At 59.6% G+C, this 25,138-nt stretch carries 22 protein-coding genes; 13 read left to right on the top strand and 9 right to left on the bottom strand.

The genetic code is table 11. The annotated features are described in order from the left end of the window. Positions 1–22: 22 nt before the first annotated feature. Positions 23–2,161 carry a catalase HPII gene (gene katE / locus QMK54_RS00325; RefSeq protein ID WP_320401845.1) on the top strand — a complete coding sequence of 713 codons (2,139 nt, stop codon included), beginning with the start codon at positions 23–25 and terminating at the stop codon, positions 2,159–2,161. 107 nt (positions 2,162–2,268) lie between these two features. Here the strand turns inward: katE and QMK54_RS00330 are convergent, their stop codons facing one another. The 4 genes from QMK54_RS00330 to zur are packed head-to-tail and all read right to left on the bottom strand — an operon-like array spanning position 2,269 to position 5,071. Further along, positions 2,269–2,985 carry a PA5502 family lipoprotein gene (locus tag QMK54_RS00330; protein ID WP_110658209.1) on the bottom strand — a complete coding sequence of 239 codons (717 nt, stop codon included), beginning with the start codon at positions 2,983–2,985 and terminating at the stop codon, positions 2,269–2,271. Between the two features lie 37 nt (positions 2,986–3,022). Then, entirely contained in the window at positions 3,023–3,811 is a 789-nt protein-coding gene (gene znuB / locus QMK54_RS00335) for a zinc ABC transporter permease subunit ZnuB (RefSeq protein ID WP_110658211.1), read from the bottom strand. Next, positions 3,804–4,589, bottom strand: coding sequence for a zinc ABC transporter ATP-binding protein ZnuC (gene znuC / locus QMK54_RS00340; RefSeq protein ID WP_110658213.1), 786 nt, complete (start codon positions 4,587–4,589; stop codon positions 3,804–3,806). The genes znuB and znuC overlap by 8 nt, the downstream gene beginning before the upstream one ends. Then, positions 4,589–5,071: a zinc uptake transcriptional repressor Zur gene (gene zur / locus QMK54_RS00345; RefSeq protein ID WP_008045818.1), complete on the bottom strand. Its 483-nt coding sequence runs from the start codon at positions 5,069–5,071 to the stop codon at positions 4,589–4,591. The genes znuC and zur overlap by 1 nt, the downstream gene beginning before the upstream one ends. Before the next feature lie 66 nt (positions 5,072–5,137). On the opposite strand from zur, the gene znuA reads away from it, so the two are divergent. Next, the gene (znuA, locus tag QMK54_RS00350) at positions 5,138–6,058 is read left to right on the top strand and encodes a zinc ABC transporter substrate-binding protein ZnuA (RefSeq protein ID WP_181431997.1); all 921 of its coding nucleotides are present in this window, start codon (positions 5,138–5,140) and stop codon (positions 6,056–6,058) included. A 104-nt stretch (positions 6,059–6,162) separates the two neighbouring features. On the opposite strand, the gene QMK54_RS00355 is transcribed toward znuA, so the two are convergent. After that, positions 6,163–7,113, bottom strand: a complete 951-nt coding sequence (locus QMK54_RS00355; protein ID WP_110658217.1) for a homoserine kinase — start codon at positions 7,111–7,113, stop codon at positions 6,163–6,165. A 60-nt stretch (positions 7,114–7,173) separates the two neighbouring features. Then, positions 7,174–7,461 carry a DUF2782 domain-containing protein gene (locus QMK54_RS00360; RefSeq protein WP_223594082.1) on the bottom strand — a complete coding sequence of 96 codons (288 nt, stop codon included), beginning with the start codon at positions 7,459–7,461 and terminating at the stop codon, positions 7,174–7,176. A gap of 74 nt (positions 7,462–7,535) precedes the next feature. On the opposite strand from QMK54_RS00360, the gene polA reads away from it, so the two are divergent. Further along, on the top strand, positions 7,536–10,340 hold the full coding sequence (polA, locus tag QMK54_RS00365) for a DNA polymerase I (RefSeq protein WP_320401846.1): 2,805 nt from the start codon (positions 7,536–7,538) through the stop codon (positions 10,338–10,340). A gap of 404 nt (positions 10,341–10,744) precedes the next feature. On the opposite strand, the gene yihA is transcribed toward polA, so the two are convergent. Next, positions 10,745–11,389, bottom strand: coding sequence for a ribosome biogenesis GTP-binding protein YihA/YsxC (gene yihA, locus QMK54_RS00370; protein ID WP_110658223.1), 645 nt, complete (start codon positions 11,387–11,389; stop codon positions 10,745–10,747). Between the two features lie 191 nt (positions 11,390–11,580). Between yihA and QMK54_RS00375 the strand changes: the two genes are divergently transcribed. The 7 genes from QMK54_RS00375 to QMK54_RS00405 all read left to right on the top strand — a co-directional run bounded on the left by QMK54_RS00375 (position 11,581) and on the right by QMK54_RS00405 (position 18,843). Continuing rightward, positions 11,581–11,871 carry a c-type cytochrome gene (locus QMK54_RS00375; protein ID WP_110658225.1) on the top strand — a complete coding sequence of 97 codons (291 nt, stop codon included), beginning with the start codon at positions 11,581–11,583 and terminating at the stop codon, positions 11,869–11,871. 45 nt (positions 11,872–11,916) lie between these two features. Then, positions 11,917–12,546 (top strand): c-type cytochrome, encoded by a 630-nt coding sequence (locus QMK54_RS00380; protein ID WP_218431438.1) that lies wholly within the window; start codon positions 11,917–11,919, stop codon positions 12,544–12,546. Positions 12,547–12,746: 200 nt separating this feature from the next. After that, a complete protein-coding gene (locus tag QMK54_RS00385; RefSeq protein WP_046042669.1) occupies positions 12,747–13,388 on the top strand; it encodes a thiol:disulfide interchange protein DsbA/DsbL in 642 nt (213 codons plus the stop codon). A gap of 14 nt (positions 13,389–13,402) precedes the next feature. Further along, positions 13,403–14,281, top strand: a complete 879-nt coding sequence (locus QMK54_RS00390) for an endonuclease/exonuclease/phosphatase family protein (RefSeq protein ID WP_103397944.1) — start codon at positions 13,403–13,405, stop codon at positions 14,279–14,281. Next, positions 14,278–16,281 (top strand): GGDEF domain-containing protein, encoded by a 2,004-nt coding sequence (locus tag QMK54_RS00395; RefSeq protein ID WP_223594088.1) that lies wholly within the window; start codon positions 14,278–14,280, stop codon positions 16,279–16,281. Before QMK54_RS00390 ends, QMK54_RS00395 begins: the two co-directional genes overlap by 4 nt. A gap of 92 nt (positions 16,282–16,373) precedes the next feature. Then, entirely contained in the window at positions 16,374–17,153 is a 780-nt protein-coding gene (locus QMK54_RS00400; RefSeq protein ID WP_223594089.1) for an N-acetylmuramoyl-L-alanine amidase, read from the top strand. A gap of 76 nt (positions 17,154–17,229) precedes the next feature. Next, the gene (locus QMK54_RS00405; RefSeq protein WP_223594090.1) at positions 17,230–18,843 is read left to right on the top strand and encodes an EAL domain-containing protein; all 1,614 of its coding nucleotides are present in this window, start codon (positions 17,230–17,232) and stop codon (positions 18,841–18,843) included. A 7-nt stretch (positions 18,844–18,850) separates the two neighbouring features. Here QMK54_RS00405 and QMK54_RS00410 read toward each other — a convergent pair whose 3' ends face one another. Continuing rightward, positions 18,851–20,641 (bottom strand): KinB sensor domain-containing domain, encoded by a 1,791-nt coding sequence (locus QMK54_RS00410; RefSeq protein WP_320401847.1) that lies wholly within the window; start codon positions 20,639–20,641, stop codon positions 18,851–18,853. Between the two features lie 10 nt (positions 20,642–20,651). Then, positions 20,652–21,998, bottom strand: a complete 1,347-nt coding sequence (gene algB, locus QMK54_RS00415; protein ID WP_223594094.1) for a sigma-54-dependent response regulator transcription factor AlgB — start codon at positions 21,996–21,998, stop codon at positions 20,652–20,654. 438 nt (positions 21,999–22,436) lie between these two features. Here algB and QMK54_RS00420 point away from each other — a divergent pair, with 438 nt between their 5' ends. The 3 genes from QMK54_RS00420 to gltP all read left to right on the top strand — a co-directional run bounded on the left by QMK54_RS00420 (position 22,437) and on the right by gltP (position 25,131). Then, positions 22,437–22,724, top strand: a complete 288-nt coding sequence (locus tag QMK54_RS00420) for a hypothetical protein (protein WP_110662244.1) — start codon at positions 22,437–22,439, stop codon at positions 22,722–22,724. A gap of 71 nt (positions 22,725–22,795) precedes the next feature. Continuing rightward, complete coding sequence (locus QMK54_RS00425; protein ID WP_003177151.1) at positions 22,796–22,960, top strand: DUF1328 domain-containing protein; 165 nt, start codon at positions 22,796–22,798, stop codon at positions 22,958–22,960. Positions 22,961–23,799: 839 nt separating this feature from the next. Next, on the top strand, positions 23,800–25,131 hold the full coding sequence (gene gltP, locus QMK54_RS00430) for a glutamate/aspartate:proton symporter GltP (protein WP_110662245.1): 1,332 nt from the start codon (positions 23,800–23,802) through the stop codon (positions 25,129–25,131). Positions 25,132–25,138 lie beyond the last annotated feature (7 nt).

Below are 25,138 nucleotides of genomic sequence, written 5' to 3' on the forward strand. Positions count from 1 at the left end.
ACGCCCAAGGAGTTCACGCCTGATGAGTACCAAGAAGCCTGCCGCCACCCAGAGCGCCCTGGCCGGGACCGCCACCCCGGACCGCCACAACACCAACGCCAAGCTCGAGAGCCTGGAAACATTTCGTAGCGATGCCACTGATCAGGCCTTGCGCACCAATCAGGGTGTAAAGGTGGCGGACAACCAGAACACCCTGAAGGCCGGAGCCCGTGGGCCGTCGTTGCTGGAAGATTTCATCATGCGTGAAAAGATCACGCATTTTGACCACGAGCGTATTCCCGAGCGCATCGTCCATGCTCGCGGGACTGGCGCCCATGGTTTTTTCCAGAGCTATGAAAATCACTCGGTGCTGACCAAGGCCGGTTTCCTGCAGGATCCAGCGAAGAAAACCCCGGTGTTCGTGCGTTTTTCCACGGTGCAGGGGCCGCGTGGGTCAGGCGATACCGTGCGCGACGTACGAGGGTTCGCCGTGAAGTTCTTCACCGACGAAGGCAATTTCGACCTGGTGGGCAACAACATGCCGGTGTTCTTCATCCAGGACGCCATCAAGTTTCCTGACTTCGTGCACGCGGTCAAACCCGAGCCGCATAACGAGATCCCTACCGGTGGCTCGGCCCATGACACCTTCTGGGACTTCGTCTCGCTGGTGCCGGAGTCGGCGCACATGGTGATGTGGGCGATGTCCGACCGGGCGATCCCGAAAAGCCTGCGCAGCATGCAAGGCTTCGGCGTGCACACCTTTCGGCTGATCAACGCCGAAGGAAAGTCGCGCTTCGTCAAATTCCACTGGCGGCCAACCGCCGGCACTTGTTCGCTGGTGTGGGATGAAGCGCAGAAGCTTGCGGGAAAAGATGCCGACTTCCACCGTCGTGATCTGTGGGAGTCGATTGAGATCGGCGATTACCCGGAGTGGGAGTTGGGGGTGCAGGTGATCGAAGAAGAAAACGAACATGCCTTTGATTTCGACATCCTTGACCCGACCAAGCTCATTCCAGAGGAGCTGGTACCCATCACGCCGCTGGGCAAAATGGTGCTGAACCGCAACCCGGACAACTTCTTCGCCGAAACCGAGCAGGTTGCCTTCTGCCCCGGGCATATCGTCCCCGGGATCGACTTCTCCAACGACCCCCTGCTGCAAGGTCGATTGTTTTCCTACACCGACACGCAAATCAGCCGACTCGGCGGGCCGAACTTTCACGAGATCCCGATCAACCGGCCGGTGTCACCGTTCCATAACGGTCAGCGGGATGCGCAGCACCGAACCACTATCGACAAGGGGCGTGCGTCTTACGAGCCGAATTCCATCGATGGCGGCTGGCCACAGGAAACGCCGGCCTCTGCTCGGGATGGTGGTTTCGAGAGCTATCCGGAGCGCATCGACGCCAACAAGATTCGCCAGCGCAGCGAATCGTTCGCTGACCACTTCTCCCAGGCGCGTTTGTTTTTCCACAGCATGAGTGAGCATGAACGGGAGCACATTATCTCGGCCTACAGCTTTGAGCTGGGCAAGGTTGAGCGCGAGGCGATCCGCGTCCGGGAAGTGAACGAAATACTCGCCAATATCGATCTGGAACTGGCCAGGCGTGTTGCGCAGAACCTCGGATTACCGGCGCCAGCTAGAGGAACCGTGGAGGTGCGCAAAACCTCGCCCGATCATTCGCCTGCGCTGAGCCAGGCGAATTTATTGCCGGAGAACATCAAGACGCGAAAAGTGGCGATATTGGTGGCAAACGGTGTCGATAAAGCCTCGATCGATGCCATGAAGAAAGCACTGAAAGCCGAGGGTGTCCACGCGAAGCTGTTAGGGCCTACTTCGGCGCCAGTGAAAACCGCCGATGGCAAAACCCTGGCGGTCGATGCTTCGATGGAAGGCTCGCCGTCTGTGGCCTTCGATGCGCTGTTCGTGCCCGGCGGGGCTGCGTCGGTCAAGGCGCTGAGCACTGACGGGGTGGCGCTGCACTACCTGCTGGAGGCGTACAAGCATCTGAAGGCCATCGCGTTGCAGGGCGAGGCGAAGCAGTTACTGGATGTGTTGAAGCTGGAGGTTGATGCGGGGCTGGTCGTGGGGGCGGATGCGAAGTTGATCAAGCCGTTTTTGCTGGCGATCGGGCAGCATCGGGTTTGGGCCAGGGAGGCGAAGGCCAGGGCGATTCCGGCTTGAGAGCAGGTATTGCCAGTGAGGACGCCTTCGCGAGCAAGCCCGCTCCCACATTGGATCGGTGACTGTCGCAGGCCCCCCTGTGGGAGCGGGCTTGCTCGCGAAGCTTTTTAAGGTTTACGCGGACTCAAAACCATCTGCGCCGGAACACTGCGCAAAATCTGCCGATCAAGCTTCAGGTCAAACTCAGGATCGAGCTTCTTGACCCGTTTGGTCAGCAAGTTCGCCAGCCAAGGGTAATCATCGGTACGCGGAGCCTGAATGCTTACATCGCACTGAAAATTCACCACATCGGCGGCGATGGCATCCAGTTGGCGACGCAATTTGCCCATATCGTTGATGTTCAGTGCGACCGTGGTGCTTTCAGCCGTTAGATCGATGACCTTGGCTTTTGGCTTGGCTTCGGCAGCCTTGAGGGCGGCTTCGGCTTTTTCCAGCTCGGCCTTGCGCGCCTGGGCGATCGAGCCGTTGACGCCGCCGGTCAGTGCCGGAGCCTTGGGCATCAATGCGCGGGCACGACTGAGGGCGGTCGCGGCGGCATCCACGTCACCCTTTTGCAGCACGATCTGGCTGCGGCGCAGATAGGCTTCGGCCAGTTGCCGCTGGTATTGCTCAAGGGATGCATCGTTGGGCGATTCGGCTTGCAAGGCGGCCAATTGGTCTTCGGCCGTGGCCAGTTCATCGCTGGCGATGTTTTGTTCCAGTTGTACGATGGCCGTGGCCCGCGCATCGGCGGCCTCTGTGGCCGCCGGTGGCGTGCTTTGGCAGGCGCCCAGCAGCAAAGAAAATGCGACAAGGAGCAGATAACGGGAGGCGAACGACTTCATTCCTGCGACTCTCTATTTGCGCAAAAAACGAGCAAGTCTACACCCCTCGACGGGGCAGAACAAAACTCAGCAGAAACAGCGCGGCGGCTGTGACCACAATCGATGGGCCGGCGGGGGTGTCCTTGAACCAGGACAGTGCTAGCCCGCCACACACGGCGAGTATGCCCAGCAGGCTTGCGCCCAGTGCCATCTGCTCCGGCGAGCGGGCGTGACGTTGTGCCGCAGCGGCCGGGATGATCAGCAACGAAGTGATCAGCAACACACCGACGATTTTCATCGCCACGGCAATCACCACCGCGATCAACAGCATCAGGGCCAGGCGCAATCCCGCCACGGGCAGGCCTTCGACCCTGGCCAGTTCTTCATGTACCGTGATCGCCAGCAATGGGCGCCACAACGCAACCAGCAAGACCAGTACCGCAGTGCTTCCGCCAAGGATCCAGGCCAGATCGGTCGGGCTGATCGCCAGCAGGTCACCGAACAGATAGGCCATCAGGTCGATCCGCACTTCGTGCATGAAGCTTAGTACCACCAGGCCCAGAGAGAGCGTGCTGGGTGCGAGAATTCCCAAAAGCGTGTCGGATGCCAATGGCTGACGTTGTTGCAAGGTCACTAGCATCACTGCCAACAGCAAGCAGCCAACGGTGACAGCAACAGTCGGGCTGACATCCAGCAGAAAGCCCAGGGCCACGCCGAGCAATGCCGCGTGGGACAGGGTGTCGCCGAAATAGGCCATGCGCCGCCAGACCACGAAAGATCCCAGCGGGCCTGCGACAATGGCCAGGGCCAGGCCTGCAAGCAGGGCGTAGAGCAGAAAATCAGCCATGCTTGCAGCTATCTCCGTGAACATGGGGTTGGCCCGACGCGGGCGCCTTGACCACCGAGCCATGCAAGTCGTGGGCGTGGTCGTGATGGTGGTGATAAATCGCCAGGCTTTGTGCGTTCTTTCCGAACAACTCGACGAATGCCGGATCGCCGCTGACCTGCTCGGGATGGCCGGAGCAGCAGACGTGACGATTGAGGCAAACCACCTGGTCCGTGGTGCTCATCACCAGATGCAAATCGTGGGAGACCATCAGCACGCCGCAACCATGACGGTCGCGCAGGCGGGTGATCAGGCTGTACAGCTCGGCCTGGCCGGCCACGTCGACACCCTGTACCGGCTCGTCGAGCACCAGCAGCTCCGGTTCGCGCAGCAAGGCCCGGGCCAGCAACACGCGTTGCATTTCGCCGCCGGAAACACTTTGCACCGGGCTGTCGATCACCTGTTCGGCGCCGACTTCCTTGAGTGCCGACAAGGCCATCGCACGGTCCACGCCCGGCACCAGGCGCAGGAATCGCAGGACCGACAACGGCAGGGTTGGATCGACGTGGAGTTTTTGCGGCATGTAGCCGACCCGCAGTTTCGGCTTGCGCCAGACGCTGCCGCTGTCCGGTTTCAACAGGCCGAGCACGGCACGCACCAGGGTTGTCTTGCCGGCGCCGTTGGGGCCGATCAGGGTAACGATCTGCCCCGGCTCGACGCTCAGCTCGATGTTGTCCAGCACCGGTTGCCCGGCGAACGTGACGGCAACCTGCTCAAGACGGATCAGCGCATTGCTCATCAAGCCCCCTGGCAACCCGAGCAGAGACCGACCACTTCGACGGTCTGGCCTTCGACGACAAACCCGACATCCCTGGCGCTGGCGATGATCGCGTCGCTGATGGATTTTTGCTCAAGTTCAATCGCGGCGTGGCACACACGGCAGATCAGGAACTGACCCTGGTGAGCATGTTCCGGGTGATTGCAGCCGATGAAGGCGTTGAGCGAGGAGATTCGATGGACCAGGCCGTTTTCCAGCAGGAAATCCAGCGCGCGGTACACCGTCGGCGGCGCAGCGCGGCGACCGTCCTGCTCGCTGAGGACCGCGAGAATGTCGTAGGCACCCAGGGGCTTGTGGCTTTGCCACACCAGTTCCAGCACTCGCCGGCGCAATGCGGTCAGGCGCAGGCCTTGACGCGCGCACAGGGCATCGGCCTCGGACAAAGCGCTGTGAACGCAATGCGAGTGGTCGTGGGGGCGGCTGGCAATCGGTGTTTTTAGCATGAGCGGCGACGAGTTTTGTGAGAGACGTTATTATGTTACCCGTTCTCGCCTCTTCGAGTGGTCATCGTGTCCCGACTTTTTTCTATCTTTGTTGCATTTATCGCAACTTTTCTGCTGATCGGTCCGGCGCAGGCCGAAGTCAAAGTCCTTACCAGCATCAAGCCACTGCAGTTGATCGCCGCGGCGGTGCAGGATGGCGTGGCGATTCCCGAGGTCTTGCTGCCGCCGGGTGCCTCGCCACATAACTATGCGCTGCGCCCTTCCGACGTACGCAAGGTGCAATCGGTGGACCTGTTGTACTGGATTGGCCCGGACATGGAAGGTTTCCTGCCGCGCGTGCTCAATGGTCGTGCGTTGCCCAGCGTCGCCGTGCAGGATTTGCCAGGGATGAAACTGCGCCGTTTCGCCGAAGATAGCCACTCTCACGCCGAAGAAGCCGACGACCACGACCACGATCACCGTCCGGGCAGCCTGGATGCGCACCTGTGGCTGTCGCCGATCAACGCCCGGGTCATCGCCACGAAAATCGCGGCTGACCTGAGTGCCGCCGATCCTGACAATGCCACGCGCTACCAGAGCAACCTGAAAGCCTTCGACGAGCGGCTGGATGCATTGGATGCGCGCCTGAAGAAGCGCCTTGCCGATGTTCAGGGCAAGCCTTACTTCGTGTTCCACGAAGCTTTCGACTACTTCGAAGACGCCTACGGCCTCAAGCACGTGGGTGTGTTCAGCGTCGCGGCCGAAGTACAACCCGGTGCCCAGCATGTCGCGGCGATGCGTGCGCGCTTGCAGGAAGTCGGCAAGACTTGCGTGTTCAGCGAGCCACCGCTGCGTCCACGCCTGGCGGAAACCCTGGTGGCGGGTTTGCCGGTAAAACTGGCTGAGCTGGATGCGCTGGGCGGGTACACACCGGCGACTGCTCAGGGCTATGAGCAGGTGCTGGAGAAGCTGGGGAATGATCTGGCAGGGTGCCTGGAGTCTTTGTAATTGCCGCGCACGGTATTTGTAGGAGCTGGCTTGCCAGCGATGGCGTCCTGAAGAGCGTCATCGCCGGCAAGCCGGCTCCTACAAATGTGCTGCACAATTTAGAGTTAAAGGGCGAAAGGCAGCAGAGTGCTGACTGTCTGCCGCTGCGCCAGGCGCAGCTGGAACTCCATCGGATCGTGAATCAACACGTCCTGCCCGGCGAACGACTCCGCCGCGATCAAGCGTGACAACCAGAACCGTACGCAAGCCACCCGCAGCATGGTCGGCCACAACTCGGCTTCGGCGGCGGTGAACGGTCGCAAGGCCGCATAAGCGCCCAGCAAGGCCCGCGCTCGCGGTCCATCGATCACGCCATCGTCGTCCGAGCACCAGTCGTTCAAGGCAATCGCCACGTCGTAGAGCATCGGCCCGGAGCAGGCGTTGTAGAAGTCGATCAGCCCGGTCAGGTGCGTGCCTTCGAACATCGCGTTGTCGCGGAACAGATCGGCGTGAATATTCGCTCGTGGCAGTGCCAGGATTTTTTCTTTCTGCCGGGTGATTTCTTCCAGCGCCCGTTGCAGCAGGTCTTTCTGTTCGGCACCGAGGTGCGACAAAAACTGCGTGCCCTCTTCCAGCATCCAGTCCAGGCCGCGATCGGTTTTGCGCTTGATCATGTTGGCCTGGGTCGCCAGGTGCAGGTGGCCGAGCAACTCACCGACCTGCGCGCAATGTTGCGCGTTGGCTTGCTTGATGTGCTTGCCGGCCAGACGCGGTTGCAGCAACGCAGGTTTGCCCGCGAGTTCGCGCAGGGCCACGCCGTCGGTGGTGCGAATGGCGTAAGGCACCGGCAGGTCGGCGCCGTGCAGCACGTCGAGCAGTTCGATGAAGAACGGCATTTCCTGAACCGGACCGCGCTCGACCAGGGTCAGGACAAACTCGCCCTGTTCCAGGCTGATAAAGAAATTGGTGTTTTCGCTACCGGCGGCAATCCCCTGGAAATCAAGCAGGCGGCCGAGGCCATAAGGGGCAAGAAAAGCTTCCAGCTCGGGCCGAGCCAGGGGGGTGAACACAGACATGTTTAAACTGCCAATACGGGCGCCGCTGTTGAGCCAGCGCCGATTAAAGTTAGGGACGACTTACCACTTAAAAATTTCCCACGCCGGAATCAGCATATCCGGGTAGTCGGAGCGGATGAAGTTTCCCTCCGAGCCATCCGCGCGCACCAGAAAATACGGCTTGCCGCCTTTGGGCGTGACTTTGATCGCATACAGGAAGCCGTTTTGGCGGTATTCCTGAATGACCTTGTCCCCTTCCGTGTGGATCGTGACTTCCGGCTCGGGTGTCGGCGCATCGTCCGCCGCCATGACGGCCAGTGGTGTGATTGCAAACAAGCCAGCCAGCAACAGGCGATTTAGTGTGCGCATGATAACCTTGTCCCTTTGTCGTCAACGGTCCCGCTATTCTAGCGCCGGACCCGCCGAAAAGGTTGATCCTGCTCATGAGCCAAGCCCCCCTCGTCCTGGTGGACGGTTCTTCTTACCTGTATCGCGCCTTTCACGCGCTGCCGCCGCTGACCACGTCCAAAGGCCTGCCGACCGGTGCGGTCAAGGGCGTATTGAACATGCTCAAGAGCCTGCGCAAGCAATATCCGCATAGTCCGTTCGCCGTGGTGTTCGACGCCAAGGGTGGGACTTTTCGCGATGACATGTACGCCGAATACAAAGCCAACCGACCGAGCATGCCTGACGACATGCGCGTGCAGATCGAGCCGCTGCACCAGAGCGTGATCGCCCTGGGCTTCCCGCTGCTGTGCGTCGAAGGTGTCGAGGCCGATGACGTGATCGGCACCCTGGCCCGCAGCAGCGCGGCAGCGGATCGTCCGGTGATCATCTCCACCGGCGACAAGGACATGGCGCAACTGGTCGACGGTCACATTACCTTGGTCAATACCATGACCGGTAGCAGCATGGACGTGGAGGGCGTGAAGGAGAAATTCGGCGTCGCTCCGGAGCAGATCATCGATTATCTGGCGCTCATGGGCGATTCTTCCGACAACATTCCGGGCGTTCCGGGTATCGGCCCGAAGACAGCTTCTGGCCTGCTGGTCGGTGTGAACGGCGGCCTGACCGAGCTCTATGCACAGCTCGACATCGTGCCGACTTTGCCGATCCGCGGCGCCAAGACCCTGCCGGCCAAGCTCGAAGAGCACAAGGAAATGGCTTTCCTTTCCTATCAACTGGCGACCATCAAGGTCGACGTGCCGCTGGACGTTGGGCTCGACGACTTGCAAATGGGTCCTGAGGACCCGGCCAAACTCTACGAGCTGTACACCCTGCTGGAATTCAAGAGCTGGCTGAACGACCTTGATCGCGACGCCAAGCGCCTGGAACTGAGCGCTGCCGCCGAGCCTGCACCGGCCGCCGATCTGTTCAGCGAACCAGAGCCTGAAGTACCGGCCGTCGCTGCTGAAGCCGCCTATGAAACCATCCTCGATCAGGCGCGGTTCGATGCCTGGCTGGAAAAACTGAACAACGCCAAGCTGTTTGCCTTCGACACTGAAACCACCGGCATCGACGCGCAGCAAGCGCAACTGGTGGGCGTGTCATTCGCGGTTCAGGCCAATGAGGCGGCCTACATCCCATTGACCCATTCCTACATCGGCGTGCCGCAGCAACTGGATCGCGACACGGTTCTGCGTGCGCTCAAGCCAATTCTGGAAGACCCAAACAAGCTCAAGGTCGGCCAGCACGCCAAGTTCGACATGAACATCCTGGCCAACTGTGCCATCGGTGGCGATCAGGCCAACGGCATCACCGTGCGCGGCATTGCCTTCGACACCATGCTCGAGTCCTACGTGCTCAACTCCACGGCCACGCGCCATGACATGGACAGCCTGGCACAGAAGTATCTGGATCACACCACGGTGAGCTTCCAGGACATCGCCGGCAAAGGCGTGAAACAGCTGACGTTCGACCAGATCGCCCTGGAGCAGGCCGGGCCTTATGCCGCCGAAGATGCGGATATCACCTTGCGCCTGCACCAGACCCTGTTCGAAAAGCTCTCGGCTATTCCGAGCCTGGCCAGCGTGCTGACCGACATTGAAATCCCGTTGGTGCCGGTATTGGCGCGTATCGAGCGCCAGGGCGCCTTCGTCGATGCCGCCTTGCTGGGCGTGCAAAGCATCGAACTGGGCGACAAGATGGTGGCGCTGGAGCGTGAAGCCTTCGAGATTGCCGGCGAGGAGTTCAACCTCGGTTCGCCCAAGCAACTGGGCGTGATTCTTTACGAGAAGCTCGGCCTGCCGGTATTGAAGAAAACCGCCAAGGGTCAGCCATCCACCGCCGAAGAAGTGCTGGCCAAGCTGGCGGAAGACGATTATCGACTGCCGAAAGTGCTCATGGAATACCGCTCCATGAGCAAGCTGAAAAGCACCTACACCGACCGTCTGCCGGAGCAGATCAACCCGCGTACCGGGCGGATCCATACCTCGTATCACCAGGCGGTAGCGTCCACCGGGCGGCTGTCCTCCAGCGATCCGAATCTGCAGAACATTCCGGTGCGCACCGCCGAAGGGCGTCGCATCCGCCAGGCCTTCGTGGCCCCGGTCGGTTACAAATTGCTGGCGGCGGACTACTCGCAGATCGAACTGCGAATCATGGCGCACCTGTCACGGGATGAAGGGCTGATGAATGCCTTCCGCCACAATCTGGACGTGCACACCGCGACCGCCGCCGAAGTGTTCAAGGTCGAACTGGCCGACGTCACCTCCAACCAGCGCCGCAGTGCCAAGGCGATAAACTTCGGCCTGATCTACGGCATGGGTGCGCAGAAGCTCGGCAAGGACATCGGCGTCGACACCAAGACTGCCAAGGCCTATATCGATACCTACTTCGCCCGCTACCCCGGCGTTCGCCAGTACATGGACCGCACGCGTGCCCAAGCCGCCGAGCAAGGTTATGTCGAGACGTTCTTCGGCCGTCGCCTTTACCTGCCGGACATCAACTCCAACAAGCCGCAAGAGCGCGCCGCCGCCGAGCGAACGGCAATCAACGCGCCGATGCAAGGCACTGCTGCGGACATCATCAAGAAAGCCATGGTTGCGGTGGATAATTGGCTGACCGCCTCTGGCCTGGACGCCAAAGTCATCTTGCAGGTGCACGATGAACTGGTGCTTGAGGTGCGTGAAGATTTGGTCGACAAGGTTCGCGATGAAATTCGCGTGCACATGAGCGAGGCGGCGAAACTGGATGTTCCGTTGCTGGTCGAAGTGGGTGTTGGAAATAACTGGGATGAGGCTCACTGAGCCTTCTTGTGGGAGCGAGCTTGCTCGCGATGGAGTGTCAGATGCATCGATTTCGACTGATATTCCATCGCGAGCAAGCTCGCTCCTACAGAAAATTGTCGTGTTCTGCTGCGGCATAGTGCCGCGGCGGAAGGGAGCAAGCAGCTTAGTCCGGAAGGCTATTAGATTTATTCCAAAGCGATTTGAAAAAAATCTGAACTAATCTTGCAGCCACCACTCAGAGTAACTGAATGGCTGGTGAAGCCCTTCGATGCTCCTATGTTGTGTTAAGTGTTGGCAGATATCTGGACCCCGCCCTAGCGGTCTAGAACTTGAACCCCGGAACTTCTCCCTCCCCATATGAAGTCCGGGGTTTTTTTTGCCCACAGAAAGCTGCCCGGGGCGTCCCAGGCAGCTTTCGCTGCTTACTGGGCTGCTACCTCGGCACCCTTGTCCGCCAGCTCCATCCAGCCTGCCAGCACGGTGTAGGCATCTTCCAGGCCCATGCGCTTGGGGGCCGAGAACAGCTGGATCGACACGCTATCGCCCCAGCCCTTGCGAATTTCTGCCTGAACCTTGAGCAGCGTGTTCTTGGCCGCGCCATAGGTCAGCTTGTCCGCCTTGGTCAGCAGAATGTGCATCGGCATGCCGGCAGCCACGGCCCAGTCAAGCATCAGCAGGTCGAAATCGGTCATCGGATGGCGGATGTCCATCATCAGGATCAGACCTTTCAAACTCTCGCGTCCACCCAGGTACGCCTCCAGGTGACGCTGCCAGTGTTGCTTGAGCGGGATCGGTACTTTTGCATAACCGTAGCCCGGAAGGTCGACCAGACGGCGTTCATCGTCTAGCTTGAAGAAATTCAACAGTTGCGTGCGACCCGGGGTTTTCGAGGTTCGCGCCAGGCTGGCGTGGGTCAGGGTGTTCAACGCACTCGACTTGCCGGCGTTGGAACGCCCGGCGAAGGCGACTTCGAAGCCCTCGTCATCCGGACATTGGTCGACTTTGGCGGCGCTGAGCATGAAGGTGGACTGTTGGCACAGACCGAGGATGGGATTCTTGAGTTGCATGGGATTTCCGATGTGGGCGGCGCCAGGAATGGGTGTGGCAAGCAGTGTCGCTTCCGTTTCAGTGACGCCAGTATATAATGCCGCAGATTTTGTGTGCGCTTTGTCCCAGCGTAGGATGAAGTTCACGAGAGCGACAGACCTTGATTGCGCACTAGAACGCAGCACGCTCTCAACCCTGAAAAGGTCGTTTTATGACGAAATGGCTGCTAGCTGCCGGTGTCTTGATGCCGCTTTACAGCGCTCAGGCTACACAGGATCCGGAAGCTGTGTACAACCGTGTTTGTGGTGCCTGTCATTCTGGCCAACTCCCAACGGCGCCGAAAAAGGGCGATCAGGAAGCTTGGACGCCGAGGTTGGCGAAAGGTATGGAGACGCTGGTGCAACACGTGACCCAGGGTTTCAAGGCGATGCCGCCGCGTGGTTTGTGCATGGACTGCAGTGCCGAGGATTACCAAGTCATCATCCTTTGGATGAGCGAGTAAGCCCGGTCCATAACTCTTAACCCTTAGCCGTAGTTGGATTAGCTGATGAAGAAATTGATCGTGAGTCTGCTGTTGACCGTGGGCATCTCCGGCATGGCCCATGCTGCAGGTGAGGCAGTACAACCGGGTGATGCAAAGGCCGGCCAGGCCAAAGCCGCCGTATGTGGCGCTTGCCACGGCCCGGATGGCAACAGCATGGCGCCAAACTTTCCAAAACTGGCGGGTCAGGGTGAACGCTACCTGACCAAACAATTGCACGACATCAAGTCGGGCAAGCGCACCGTTCTGGAAATGACCGGCCTGCTGACCAACCTGAGCGATCAGGACCTGGCGGACATCGCCGCCTACTTCGCCAGCCAGAAAGGCAGTGTCGGTGCCGCCGATCCTAAAGTCGTCGCTCGCGGTGAAGCCCTGTTCCGTGGCGGTGACCTGGCCAAGGGTATGCCTGCCTGCACCGGTTGCCATTCGCCAAATGGCGCAGGTAACGCGGCTGCCGGTTTCCCGCACCTCGGCGGCCAGCACGCTCAATACATCGCCAAGCAACTGACCGACTTCCGCAAGGAAGAAGGCGGCCGCAACAACGACGGCGATGCCAAAACCATGCAGACCATTGCCAAGAAGCTGAGCGACGAAGACATCGCCGCAGTGTCCAGCTACATTCAAGGCCTGCACTAAGGCTGGCGGATCGGGTGTTGAACGGGGTGCTTATCACCTGCAACGTTAACGCTCGATTAATCCGTTGCAACCAGTATAAAAAGGGTGGCTTTGGCCGCCCTTTTTTGTGGCCGCTGCCGTTACACTACAGAACTCAAGCCCGCCAGGACCTGTCTGATAACAGGTCGCGCGAGGCGAAAAAATTTGTCCAGGAGTGAAGCATGCGTAATCTGATCATCAGCGCCGTTTTTGCCGCTGCCAGCCTGTTCGGCATGACTGCCCAGGCCGCTGAAGCCCCCGCCGCACCTTATGTCGAACTGAGCAACCCGGTTCCGGTCGCCGTGCCTGGCAAGATCGAAGTGGTAGAGCTGTTCTGGTACGGCTGCCCGCATTGCTTCGCCTTCGAGCCAGTGATCAATCCGTGGGTCGAGAAGCTGCCTTCGGACGTGAACTTCGTACGTATTCCAGCCATGTTCGGTGGCCCGTGGGACGCTCACGGCCAGATGTTCCTGACCCTTGAAGCCATGGGCGTCGAGCACAATGTTCACGCCGCAGTGTTCAATGCGATTCAAAAAGAACACAAGAAACTGACCGACAAGAACGACATGGCCGACTTCCTCGCTACCCAAGGCGTGGACAAGGACAAATTCCTCGCGACTTTCGACTCTTTCGCTATCAAGGGTCAGATCGTCAAGGCTCGTGAACTGGCCAAGAAGTATGAAATCTCCGGCGTTCCAACCATGATCGTCAACGGCAAATACCGCTTTGACGTGGGCTCTGCTGGCGGTGCCGAACAGGCCCTGCAACTGGCCGACAAACTGATCGACAAAGAGCGAGCGGCTAACAAGGCTGCCGCCAACTAAGGGCAGTCACTGCCATGCGCCGATGGGGTACTGAACGCATCGTTGGCCTGCATGATCCGCGGGTCAACGAGCATCATCTGGAGTCCACGGGCCTGCCCGCAGACAGTCGTCTGCGCTTGCTCAGTTTCAATATCCAGGTCGGCATCAGTACCGAGCGCTATCGGCATTACCTGACCCGGGGCTGGCAGCATCTGCTGCCGCACACCGGGCGTGCCGACAATCTGCAGAAAATCGGCAACCTGCTCGGCGACTTCGATCTGGTTGCCCTGCAGGAAGCCGATGGCGGCAGCCTGCGCTCAGGCTACGTCAATCAGGTCGAACACCTGGCCCAGCTCGGCGCCTTTCCCTACTGGTATCAACAACTCAACCGCAATCTTGGTCGCCTGGCCCAGCACAGCAATGGCGTGCTCAGCCGATTGCGTCCGTGGGCCATTGAAGATCATCCGTTGCCGGGGCCAAAGGGGCGCGGGGCCATCTTGGTACGGTTCGGCGAAGGCCCGGAAGCGTTGGTGGTGGTCATGATGCACCTGGCGCTGGGCGCTCGGGCGCGCAGCCTGCAACTGGCTTACATCCGCGAGTTGATTGGCGGTTACAAACATCAGGTGCTGATGGGCGACATGAACACCCATGCCAGTGACCTGCTGCAACACTCCCCGTTGCGTGACCTCGGCCTGCTTGCGCCGCAACTGGAAGCAACGTTCCCCAGCTGGCGCCCACAGCGCTGCCTGGACCATATCCTGCTGAGCCCGAGCCTGACCCTGGAAAAGGTCGAGGTGCTGGCGCAGCCCATTTCCGATCACCTGCCGGTCGCGGTGGAGATTCGTCTGCCGGGTTCGCTCACGGCCGATGCATTGCCCGCGTTGAGTCCTGCCCCTCGCGGATCCCATGAATGAGCGACGAAGTACAGCGCTGGAAAGAAAAATACCTCAAAAGCATTGAACAACAGGAAAAGCTCGAACGTCGCTGGGACGCGCGGCTCGACTTGCTGCGCCGTGGGCTGGTGCGCAGCACCCTGGCGGCGGAAGGGACTGACCGCGCCGTTGACCAATGCATGAAGGAAATGCGCGAGGTCGTGCGTACCGACGACATGGACGCCGGCCTGGCCGCGCTGATTCCACGCCTGGAAAAAGCCGTGCTCGACTCCGAGCAACGTCGGGAAACCCGGGTCAACCAGACCAGTGCCGCCCTATCTGCACTGGTCACTCAACTGCAAACATTGCCGCTGCCACGGGATGTGAGCCGGCCCCTCAAGAATTTCGCCAAGCAACTGGATGCGCGGGTCAGCCAGGCGCGTGAGATACCGTTGTTGCTCAGCGAGCTGAGTGGTTTGCAAGGCAAGGCCCTGAGCCAGCTGGAGACTCCGGCGGAGCCCGGTCGGCCAGGCTTGCTCCAGCGATTGTTTGGCGCTCGCGAAGCAGAGGAGGCGCTGGCAGCAACGGCTACTACCCCCGCGCCGGCTGCCCCTGTAGCCGAGAGCCGGGCGGCGATTATCGAGCCGGCCCAGGTCGTGGTTGAGCCGGTAGTCTGCGAGGCGCCTACAGTTGAGCGAGTTGAAGACAAGTCCGAGCCTGCCGTCGCATCGCCTGCTCCGGCAGTCGTGGCATTCGCACCTGCGGCTGCGGAGCCCCAACCAGCCAATGCAGCCGCCGCAGAAATCGAATCGACCGACAAGCCGGCCCTGGACACCATCGAAGCGCCTCTTGAGTCGCAAGCAAACCCCGACGAGCTGACCGCGCAAGCATCGCCGGATAGCTTGCCTGCGACTCCGACGGAGGACGTGGCCGTCGTCGACCAGCCGCAACCCGAACACGACATTCTCTATGCACTCCCGGATTCCCCCGAGCCCTCCTACAGCTCGGTGGCCAGCCACATCGAAGACACACTGCTGGGGCTGCTCGAAGACCTGACATTGCCCGAGCGTCATCGCCCGCAAGCCGAATCGATGCGCGATCGTCTGAAAAACGGTCTGAATTGGTACGAATTGCTGCCGATTCTCGACGACTTCGCCACCTTGATGCTGGCTATCACCGACAGTGGTCAGCATGAGTTCGAAGCCTATCTGCAACGACTGAACGAGCGCCTCGAATCATTCCAGAGCAACTTGCAGGCCGCTACCGCAGGGCACGCCGACAACCGCTCGGCTGCGCGGCAGATGGACACGCAGATCCGCGAACAGGTCGATGGTCTGCAAAGCAGCATGCAGGAAGCCGCGGACCTGGAAGATCTCAAGCACGTTCTGGAAAACCATCTCGAAGGTTTGCTGGGCACCATGGACCAGCACCAGAAACAGCGCGATGAGCGCGAGCAAGAGGTCGCTGCGCGCCTTTACAGCCTGGCCGAACGGGTCGCCCATATGGAGCAGGAGGCCCAGGGCTATCGCGAGCACCTTGAAGAGCAACGGCAGAAGGCATTGGTCGACCCGTTGACCGGCCTGCCCAACCGCGCGGCCTGGAGCGAGCGCCTGGATCATGAAGTCAAACAATGGCAGCAACATGGCAATACGCTGCTGCTGGCCATGCTCGACCTCGATCATTTCAAGCGCATCAACGATAACTACGGGCACCTGGCCGGCGACAAAGTGCTGAAGATCATTGCCAGCGTATTGCGCAAGCGTCTGCGCGGAACGGATTTCATTGCCCGGTTTGGCGGTGAAGAGTTTGTGCTGTTAATGCCATCCACGGTGCCGTCGGCGGGGCTGAAATTGCTGGAAAGCTTGCGTGCCTCCATTGAGGCCTGTCCGTTTCACTTCAAGGGAGAACCGGTGACCATCACCGTGTCGATCGGAATGTCTGCGTTCAGGCCGGGTGAGCACGGCGATCAAGTGCTTAAAAGAGCCGATCAGGCGTTGTACCGCGCAAAAAATGCCGGACGCAACCGGGTCGAACCGGGCTGATCGTCAATTGTTCCATTTTGTTTGAATGCAGCCAGCCCGCCAGGCATTACGTTACACTGTTGCATTACTGTCTTATGCGTACTGCTTTCGCTATGAAATATTTTGCCCTGATCGTGTCACTGATCCTGCTGGCCGGCTGCGCCAGCGGTCCGCGTTTTGACACCAGCCATCCTTCAGCCAATTACGACAGCCGTGTGCAGTTCGTGGTGGTGCATTACACCAATGCTTCGCTGGAGCGTTCGTTGCAACTGCTGACCCGCGGCGAAGTCAGCAGCCATTACCTGATCGGTGATGACAAGGGCGCCACCATCTACAAGCTGATGGATGAAAACCAGCGGGCCTGGCACGCCGGAGAGAGCGAATGGAATGGCCGGACCTGGCTGAACTCCAGTTCCATCGGTATCGAAATCGTCAACCCTGGTTTCAAGGACACTCCAGCCGGGCGCGTGTGGTATCCCTACAGCGAAGATCAGGTCCAGTCCTTGATCGTCCTGCTCAAGGACATCAGCAAGCGTCAGGGCATCAAGCCTCGCGACATCATCGGTCATAGCGATATTGCGCCGTTGCGCAAGCTGGACCCGGGGCCGCTGTTCCCCTGGAAGCGCCTGGCTGCCGAAGGCCTGGGTATCTGGCCGAACGAACAGGCGGTGGCGCGACAGCAGGTGCAGTTCGCCGAACAGTTGCCGAGCATCAGCTGGTTTCAGGCGCAATTGGCCCATCTGGGTTATGCCTCGCCACAAACCGGCGAGCTCGATGTCGCGACACGCCATGTGATAGCGGCATTCCAGATGCATTTCCGCCCGGCGCGCTTCGATGGCACTCCGGATGCACAAACTGCAGCGCTGCTTCTGGTGTTGAACCAGACAAAATAATGACGGCCGCCCGACGGTCAGGGCTTTTTTCCAATCAGCAGCTATAACTCATTGGTAATCCTTCGGATATTACGCAATGAATGCTGCTCGAGAGACCTTCCACAGTTGGTTCCATCGCCCCTGGTTCTTGGGGCTGCTGGCTGCTGTCTTGAGCGCTACGTTGTTGATGACCGGAAGTCTGTTCGTCGCCGTACACCAGGTCGAACAAAACGAAAGCGAAGAAATGAATGCCCAGGGTGAACGCTTCCTCGCCCGCCTGGAACAGCTCTTCGGGCAACTGCGTGAAAGCCTCGACGACCTTGAAGCACAACCATTGCGCGGCTGCGATGCTGAAATGATCGCAACCTTGCAACAGGTCACGTTCAATTATCGTTTCGTCTACGAAGCCGCCTACATGGATTCCTCGCGAATCTGCTCCAATCGCCCTCGCCAGGAAGGGCTGTCGCTGAGTCGATCGCCAGACATCAAAGGCCCGACTTACAGCTATTGGCTCAACACCACCACCGAACCCGATGAAAACCGCGCCGCGTTGATGCTCGGGCGCGGGAATTTCCGGGTCGCGACCTCTCGCGGGCATTTGACCGACATGGTCGACCTGTCGCCGGGCAGCAGCCTTTTGGTAGTCCTTGATCATGGTACGCGCGCGATTCCGGTGCTGGGTGCTTCTCAGATATGGCCGCCGGTCGAAGCCTGGCCACAGAGCAGCCGTGATGAGCTACAGATCACCCAGACACGCCTGATATACCGCATGCCCACCGATAACCCGGAATATCAATTGGTGTTGATCAGCCCGCGTACCGGCATGCATATCCCGGTGGTGTGGTGGTGGCTGGTGCCGGCCAGCCTCGCGCTGGGTATATGCGTTGGGTTCCTGGTGTATCTGCTGGTGTGCCAGCGGCAGTCACTGGACGCCGAATTGACCGGCGCAATTAGCCGTGGCGAGTTGCAGGTGCTGTATCAACCGATCTTCGACCTCGATAGCCGCAACTGTGTCGGGGCTGAAGCGCTGCTGCGATGGCGCAGGCCGGACGGTACCCTGACCAGTCCCGACCTGTTCATTCCGATGGCGGAGAACACCGGGCAGATTCGCCAGATGACGGACTTTGTCCTGCAACGCCTGCTCGAGCAACTCGGCCAGTTGCTGCGTGCCAACCCGCAACTGTACATCTCGGTCAATCTCGCGGCGTGCGATGTGACGGTGCCGCGAATCGGCCAGGTGATGGCGCGGCTGCTGACCCTGCACCGCGTCGCTGCGCGGCAAATTGCCTTTGAGGTCACCGAGCGCGGGCTGGTCGATGTGGTGGTGGCCAGGGAAAACCTGCAATCGCTGCGAGATGTCGGGCACCAGGTATTGATCGATGACTTTGGCACCGGCTATTGCAGCCTCGCCTATTTGCAGACCCTGCCAGTGGATTGCCTGAAAATCGACAAGGCGTTCATTGATGCATTGGGCCATGACGCCGCCAGCAGCGGTGTGGCCCCACACATCATTCACATGGCCCAGTCGCTGCACCTGAAGGTGATTGCCGAGGGCATTGAACATGAAGCCCAGGCCGAATTCCTGAGCAGTGAAGGCGTGAAGTTCGGCCAGGGCTGGCTGTTCGCCCATGCATTGAGCGCGGTTCAGTTCATCGAATTGATAACCCGCGGGCGACGCCTGGCCGGCCGGCGCCTGGATGACGAGGCGTGAGCGCGAGCTAAACGGTCAGCGCCATGTAGAACTGAGTACCCTGCCCCGGCCGTGAATAGACGCCCATCCGCCCGCCATGCAATTGCACGATTTCCTTGCACAAGGCCAGACCGAGTCCGGCTCCGCCCTTCTTGCGTCCGACCTGGACGAACGGCTCGAAGATCCGCCCCTGCTGACCGTAGGCAATGCCCTCGCCGTTGTCCTCGACACTGATGATGACCCGGTCGCCGTGGCGCCGGGCGTGCAGGCGTATCCGCCCGCCGGAACCGGTGTGACGCAAGGCGTTGTCGAGCAAGTTATCGAGTACCCGGTCCAGTTGTGGCTGGTCGGCCTGCAATCGCGGCAAAGGCCCCTGCACTTCCACCAGCAGACTGATTTCCTTCTCTTCGGCCGATGTGGCAAAGCGTGACCGAGCCTGTTCCAGCAATGCCTCGATGGAACACGGCGCCAGGGTGAGTTTCTGCAAACCGTTCTGGTATCGGGAGAAGTTCAGCAGGTCGTTGATCAACTGCATCAGTCGCTGCATCTCTTCATTCACGGTATCGAGCAGGTCGGCTTCCCGGGAGTCCGGGGCGAAGTGCGCGCGCTCGCGGAACAATCCGAAGGCCATGTGCATGCCGGTGACTGGCGTGCGCAATTCATGGGAGGCGCGTAATACAAACTCACTGCGTACCCGTTCGAAGGCACGCTGTTCCGTGACGTCATGCAGCACCATCACGGCACCGAGGATATGGCCCTGGGTATGGCTGACCGGGGTCAGGCTATAGGTCAGCAGTCGCGATTCGCCGTCGATTTCGATGCTCAAGTCTTCCGGCGCCCGCTCCAGCGTGCCGCCGCGCAGCACCAGTTGCAGTTGCTCATCGAGTTCGGGGCGCTCCAGTGCCGTGCCCAGGCCTTGGCCCAGCCGATCGGACTCCCAGCCCAACTGACGCTGGGCTACCGGGTTAAGGTGTTCCAGTTGGCCCTGGCGGTCGATCATCAGCAGTCCGTCGTCGATGCTGTCGAGCACGGCCTGCAATCGTTGCTGGCCGGCCAGCAACTCATCGACGTTGGTGGCCTGATGTTCACGCAGCGCCTGGGCCATGATGCCGAAACGCCGGGTCAGCTGGTTCAGCTCCACCGCCGAAGAGATCGGCAGGGTGACATCGAAGTTGCCTTGGCCAATGTTGTCCGCCGCCTTGGCCAAGGCCTCGATGGGCTCGCCGAACCGCCGGGCAATGGCCTGTGCGGTCACGAAGCCGATGATCAGCACCGCCAGCCCAACCAGGCCAAGTAACCCGGCAATCAACAGGGCGCGCTCCCGGGCTTGGCGCTCGGTATCGTTGATGTTGTCCAGTGCTCGTTTGTGCTCGGCAATCAGGCCATTGCGCAGCGAATTGAATTTTTCCGTCAGGTTGTCGTTGCTGCTGAGTACCTTCGACGGGTCCGGGGACGTTTCATAAGCCTGGATAAAGCGCTCGTAGTCGGCCTTGGCTTTTCTGAAACCGTATTCGCTACCCGTTTCCGCCGGTTCCTGGGCAATGCCTTGTTCGAGCAATTCGAAGTAATGCTGCTTGGAGGCAGCAAAAGCGGCGGAGTCAGGCTTGTCACTGAGCATGATGATCAGTTGATCACCCAGGGTCTGACGCAGCTTGAGACCAAGGTCCAGAGTGACGAAGTTGCTGCGGATGAGTATTTCCTGGCTGCCGGCCATCTGCATCACGCTGACCAGCCCGAGCAAGAGCCCGAGCAATGCGACGGTGATCAGTGCGGAGATGCTCAGGAAAAGCCGGGTCCGCAAATTCATCGCCAGTTTCATCGGCCATTGCTCACAAGTTGTACTGCTTGCGCTTGCGGTACAGCGTCGAGGCGTCGATACCCAGGGTTTTGGCCGCTTGGTCCAGCGTGTCGGCAGTGGCGAGGACCGCGCCGATATGGGCTTTTTCAAGTTCATCCAGGCTCAATGCCGCGCCGATGCGCGGTGCATTGTTGACCGGGGTTTCGGCCATGCCCAGATGACTGATCTCGACCCGCTCCTGCGGACAGATGATGCTCGCGCGCTCGATCACGTTGCGCAGCTCGCGGATGTTGCCTGGCCAGCGATAGCACAGCAGCGCTTCCCGGGCTTCGTCACTGAAAGCGCGTGCCGGACGGGCGTATTCCTTGACGAAGCGCGCCAGGAAGCGATCGGCGAGGTTGAGAATATCTTCGCGGCGTTCGCGTAGCGGTGGCAGGTGCAAGGTAATGACGTTCAGGCGATAGAGCAGGTCTTCACGGAAACGACCGTCGCGGACCATGTCCTCAAGGTTGAGGTTGGTGGCCGCGAGGATGCGCACATCGGCGCGGCGGGTCACCGCATCACCGACGCGCTCATATTCCTTGTCCTGAATGAAACGCAGCAACTTCGGCTGCAAAGTCAGGGGAAAGTCGCCGATCTCGTCGAGAAATAGCGTGCCGCCATCAGCCTGGTTGACCCGCCCCAGGGTACTTTCGCTGGCACCGGTGAAGGCGCCGCGGCTGTGGCCGAAAAGCTCGCTTTCCATGAGTTCGGCGGTCAGCGACGGGCAGTTGATTGTGACGCAGGATTTTTTGGCGCGCTTGCTCCAGCCGTGGATGGCCTGGGACAGCTCGCCCTTGCCGGTACCGGACTCACCAAGAATCAGGATGTTGGCATCAGTCGTGGCAACCTGGCGGGCGGTTTCGAGTACCACTTTCATGGCCGGGCTGTGGGAGTCCAGGCCATCCTTGGGCTTGCGCACTTCACCTTCCAGGGCTTCCAGTCGCGCCGACAGTTGTCGCACTTCCAGTTGCTTGGCGGTTGCCAGGCGCAATTGATCGGGGCTGCACGGTTTGACCAGATAGTCGGCGGCACCGGCCTGAATCGCATCAACCGCCGTGTCGACAGCAGAATGCGCCGTGACGATCACCACCCGCATCCAGGGTGCCTGGATGCGCATCTGGGCCAGCACATCGAGGCCGTTGTCTTCGCCCAGGCGCAAATCGAGGAAGCACAGGTCGAAGACCTGCCGCTGCAATAGGGCTTCTGCCTGCGCGGCACTGGTGGCGGTGGCCACGCTGTAGCCTTCGTCTTCAAGGCAGTATCGGAAAGTACGCAGGATGGCTGACTCATCGTCCACCAGCAGAATGCGGCCTTGATGCTCAGTGGCTGATTCCATTTTCCTACGCTCCTTAATGAATAATCTTTATTTAGTCCCGGAGAAATCGGGCAAGTTGCATGATTGATTCTGAGCCATTCCTGTCATGGCAGGGTAGCTTTCATCCTATGTATCGGTTAGCCACCTGATTTAGCCGGCCTTTTAATAGATGGCCGGTTTCCGACAGCGGCTAGCGTGTATTTCTGACATCCGCGCCCTCCTCTCAATTCAAAAAATTTACGTCTTCCTTCAAATCAATCGTGCAATACGCACGATCGCACAAGAGGCATCGTGCAGGATGCGTGCGAAGTGATTCTTTTGATGATCATAAGTCATTGATATTCAAGGTTATTAATTCGAATAAAAGCTGGCATGCAGGCTGCAATTGTCTAGTTGACCAGGGCATTCAAAAACAAACGCCCGCTATCGAATACCGACCCGAGTGGTAGGAGCTCCAGGATGAACCGTCAACGTGCCGCCCACCTGCACCTCTCGCCTGTACATATCCAGCAAGGACTGTTTGCTGTGCTGGCGCTATTGATCACTCTGATCGGCGGCCAACAGTTTCTGCGCTGGGAGCAGAGTCAGCAGCCAGAAGCGTCAGGCCCGTTGATTTTGCATCCAACCCAAACCCATTTCAGCGCTGTCAGCAGCGGTCAGGCCGATAGCACCCCAATGCGCATGTTGGATGTCGACCAGGCCGGGCCTGTGGGTGAGACACGTCATCAAGAGCGTTGGGTGTTCTAGGCAAAAATTCCGCCGCAGCCGATGCGCCGGGAAACGCAGCACCTCTAAACAGAAGCGTAAGGAGAATCACCATGTTGAGCTGGGCAATCACATTCCTGATTATCGCCATCATCGCCGCTGTTCTGGGCTTCGGTGGTATCGCGGGCACCGCCACGGGTATCGCCAAGATTCTGTTTGTCGTGTTCCTGGTGATGTTCATTGCCTCCTTCTTCTTCGGCCGTCGCGGTCGAGGCTGACAGGAGAGGGTTTTCAAGACACTGGCAGCCGCCCTGCTGTTGGGCGGTAGTGCCAGGCATGCCGGACAGCGTTTCCCCGACAAGCCTGATCACTGTATGCAGGACTTGTTGATAGAACATTTGAATTTGTACATGAAGGAGGCCACACCGCCTCTTTCCACCTGCGTCACCTGAGGAGGGCTGGCGCATGACCAAGGGGTCGGGACGTTCTGCCTGATTCAGGGGCGGAGTGACCTACGGGTACAGGGAGTACCTGCGTGAGGGCCGGGTCAGGAAAAGCCGCTGCGCAAGTTCGCCGGACCGCCATGGCTCGACGGGCTTGCGAAGGGCTTGATTACGCAACACATTGAAATAGAGCACTCGCCTCGGTTTCATCAGTGTTCTCGCTTCCTTACCCTTGTTATGCCGAAAAATGCTTTTCCTGGTGTTTCACCAGTGACCGTATATCGAGAAAAATCACCTTTCTTTGGCCGCTATTTTTCGCTTCGTCCTGCGCGATTTTGCTGAAAAATCAACGCTCGGCCACTGCTCAAAAAACATTCAATCTGCTCTGTGATGGCCGGTTCACGGCACTTATGCCTGCCGAAATGTCGTATTCGAACCGGTTGGGACGCGCGTTTCGCTAAAAAAACCTCATGCCGATTCGGCATAGGGTAGGCGTTTACGGCATTAGACGGCGCTTCCTTGCATCGGAATAGTTGCGCCTTTTTTCGCCTGCCAGAGAGCCATAACCAAGCGCTCCGGGGCACCTTATACGGGGGCAGATGCACTAGACTTTTTCGCCATAAGCGTTCCAGTTCGCGCATCTCCCTGAGTCAAACGCAAGTAAGGGTAAAGATATGAAGAAGGCAAAGCTTAGCCTCGCCTGGCAGATCCTCATCGGTCTGGTATTGGGGATTGCAATCGGTGCGCTGCTCAACCATTTCAGTGCCGAAAAAGCCTGGTGGATCAGCAACGTCCTGCAACCGGCAGGCGATATCTTTATCCGTCTGATCAAGATGATCGTGATCCCGATCGTCATCTCCTCCCTGATCGTCGGCATTGCAGGCGTCGGTGACGCCAAGAAGCTTGGGCGCATCGGCCTCAAGACCATCATTTACTTCGAGATCGTCACCACCATCGCTATCGTGGTCGGTCTGCTGCTGGCCAACCTGTTCCATCCGGGTGCCGGCATCGACATGAGCACCCTGGGTACTGTGGACATTTCCAAGTACCAGGCCACGGCGGCCGAGGTTCAGCATGAACACGCGTTCATCGAAACCATCCTCAACCTGATCCCGTCGAACATCTTCGCGGCCATGGTTCGCGGCGAAATGCTGCCGATCATCTTCTTCTCTGTACTGTTCGGTCTCGGTTTGTCGAGCCTGCAGGCGGACCTGCGCGAGCCGCTGGTGAAGATGTTCCAGGGCGTATCGGAAAGCATGTTCAAGGTCACTCACATGATCATGAACTACGCCCCGATCGGCGTGTTCGCACTGATCGCGGTGACCGTGGCCAACTTCGGCTTCGCGTCGCTGATACCGTTGGCCAAACTGGTGATCCTGGTTTACGTCGCCATCGCCTTCTTCGCTTTCGTGGTCCTGGGCCTGATCGCTCGCCTGTTCGGCTTCTCGGTGATCAAGCTGATGCGCATCTTCAAGGATGAGCTGGTACTGGCCTACTCCACCGCCAGTTCCGAAACCGTGCTGCCGCGCGTGATCGAGAAAATGGAAGCCTACGGTGCGCCGAAAGCTATTTGCAGCTTTGTGGTGCCAACCGGTTACTCGTTCAACCTCGACGGTTCGACCCTGTATCAAAGCATCGCGGCAATCTTTATTGCCCAGCTGTATGGCATCGACCTGTCGATCAGCCAGCAACTGCTGCTGGTGCTGACCCTGATGGTCACCTCCAAAGGCATCGCCGGCGTACCGGGCGTCTCCTTCGTGGTACTGCTGGCCACCCTCGGCAGCGTCGGTATTCCACTGGAAGGCCTGGCGTTCATCGCCGGTGTCGACCGCGTCATGGACATGGCCCGTACCGCACTGAATGTGATCGGTAACGCCCTGGCTGTCCTGGTTATCGCTCGTTGGGAAGGCATGTACGACGACGCCAAGGGCCAGCGCTACTGGAACTCCCTGCCGCACTGGCGCAGCAAGGAAAAACTGCCGGCGGGTGAAGTTTCCAAGAGCTGATGCATTA

The sequence above is a fragment of the Pseudomonas sp. P5_109 genome, from assembly GCF_034009455.1.
In the GTDB taxonomy this organism is placed as follows: domain Bacteria; phylum Pseudomonadota; class Gammaproteobacteria; order Pseudomonadales; family Pseudomonadaceae; genus Aquipseudomonas.

Coding starts and splice junctions, on each gene's coding strand:
- QMK54_RS00425 (WP_003177151.1), top strand. CDS start 22,796: ATGTTGAGCTGGGCAATCACATTCCTGATTATCGCCATCATCGCCGCT.
- QMK54_RS00385 (WP_046042669.1), top strand. CDS start 12,747: ATGCGTAATCTGATCATCAGCGCCGTTTTTGCCGCTGCCAGCCTGTTC.
- katE (WP_320401845.1), top strand. CDS start 23: ATGAGTACCAAGAAGCCTGCCGCCACCCAGAGCGCCCTGGCCGGGACC.
- yihA (WP_110658223.1), bottom strand. CDS start 11,389: ATGCAACTCAAGAATCCCATCCTCGGTCTGTGCCAACAGTCCACCTTC.
- QMK54_RS00400 (WP_223594089.1), top strand. CDS start 16,374: ATGAAATATTTTGCCCTGATCGTGTCACTGATCCTGCTGGCCGGCTGC.
- QMK54_RS00390 (WP_103397944.1), top strand. CDS start 13,403: ATGCGCCGATGGGGTACTGAACGCATCGTTGGCCTGCATGATCCGCGG.
- QMK54_RS00405 (WP_223594090.1), top strand. CDS start 17,230: ATGAATGCTGCTCGAGAGACCTTCCACAGTTGGTTCCATCGCCCCTGG.
- QMK54_RS00380 (WP_218431438.1), top strand. CDS start 11,917: ATGAAGAAATTGATCGTGAGTCTGCTGTTGACCGTGGGCATCTCCGGC.
- algB (WP_223594094.1), bottom strand. CDS start 21,998: ATGGAATCAGCCACTGAGCATCAAGGCCGCATTCTGCTGGTGGACGAT.
- QMK54_RS00360 (WP_223594082.1), bottom strand. CDS start 7,461: ATGCGCACACTAAATCGCCTGTTGCTGGCTGGCTTGTTTGCAATCACA.
- QMK54_RS00410 (WP_320401847.1), bottom strand. CDS start 20,641: ATGAAACTGGCGATGAATTTGCGGACCCGGCTTTTCCTGAGCATCTCC.
- QMK54_RS00375 (WP_110658225.1), top strand. CDS start 11,581: ATGACGAAATGGCTGCTAGCTGCCGGTGTCTTGATGCCGCTTTACAGC.
- znuC (WP_110658213.1), bottom strand. CDS start 4,589: ATGAGCAATGCGCTGATCCGTCTTGAGCAGGTTGCCGTCACGTTCGCC.
- zur (WP_008045818.1), bottom strand. CDS start 5,071: ATGCTAAAAACACCGATTGCCAGCCGCCCCCACGACCACTCGCATTGC.
- QMK54_RS00395 (WP_223594088.1), top strand. CDS start 14,278: ATGAGCGACGAAGTACAGCGCTGGAAAGAAAAATACCTCAAAAGCATT.
- znuB (WP_110658211.1), bottom strand. CDS start 3,811: ATGGCTGATTTTCTGCTCTACGCCCTGCTTGCAGGCCTGGCCCTGGCC.
- QMK54_RS00420 (WP_110662244.1), top strand. CDS start 22,437: ATGAACCGTCAACGTGCCGCCCACCTGCACCTCTCGCCTGTACATATC.
- gltP (WP_110662245.1), top strand. CDS start 23,800: ATGAAGAAGGCAAAGCTTAGCCTCGCCTGGCAGATCCTCATCGGTCTG.
- QMK54_RS00355 (WP_110658217.1), bottom strand. CDS start 7,113: ATGTCTGTGTTCACCCCCCTGGCTCGGCCCGAGCTGGAAGCTTTTCTT.
- QMK54_RS00330 (WP_110658209.1), bottom strand. CDS start 2,985: ATGAAGTCGTTCGCCTCCCGTTATCTGCTCCTTGTCGCATTTTCTTTG.
- polA (WP_320401846.1), top strand. CDS start 7,536: ATGAGCCAAGCCCCCCTCGTCCTGGTGGACGGTTCTTCTTACCTGTAT.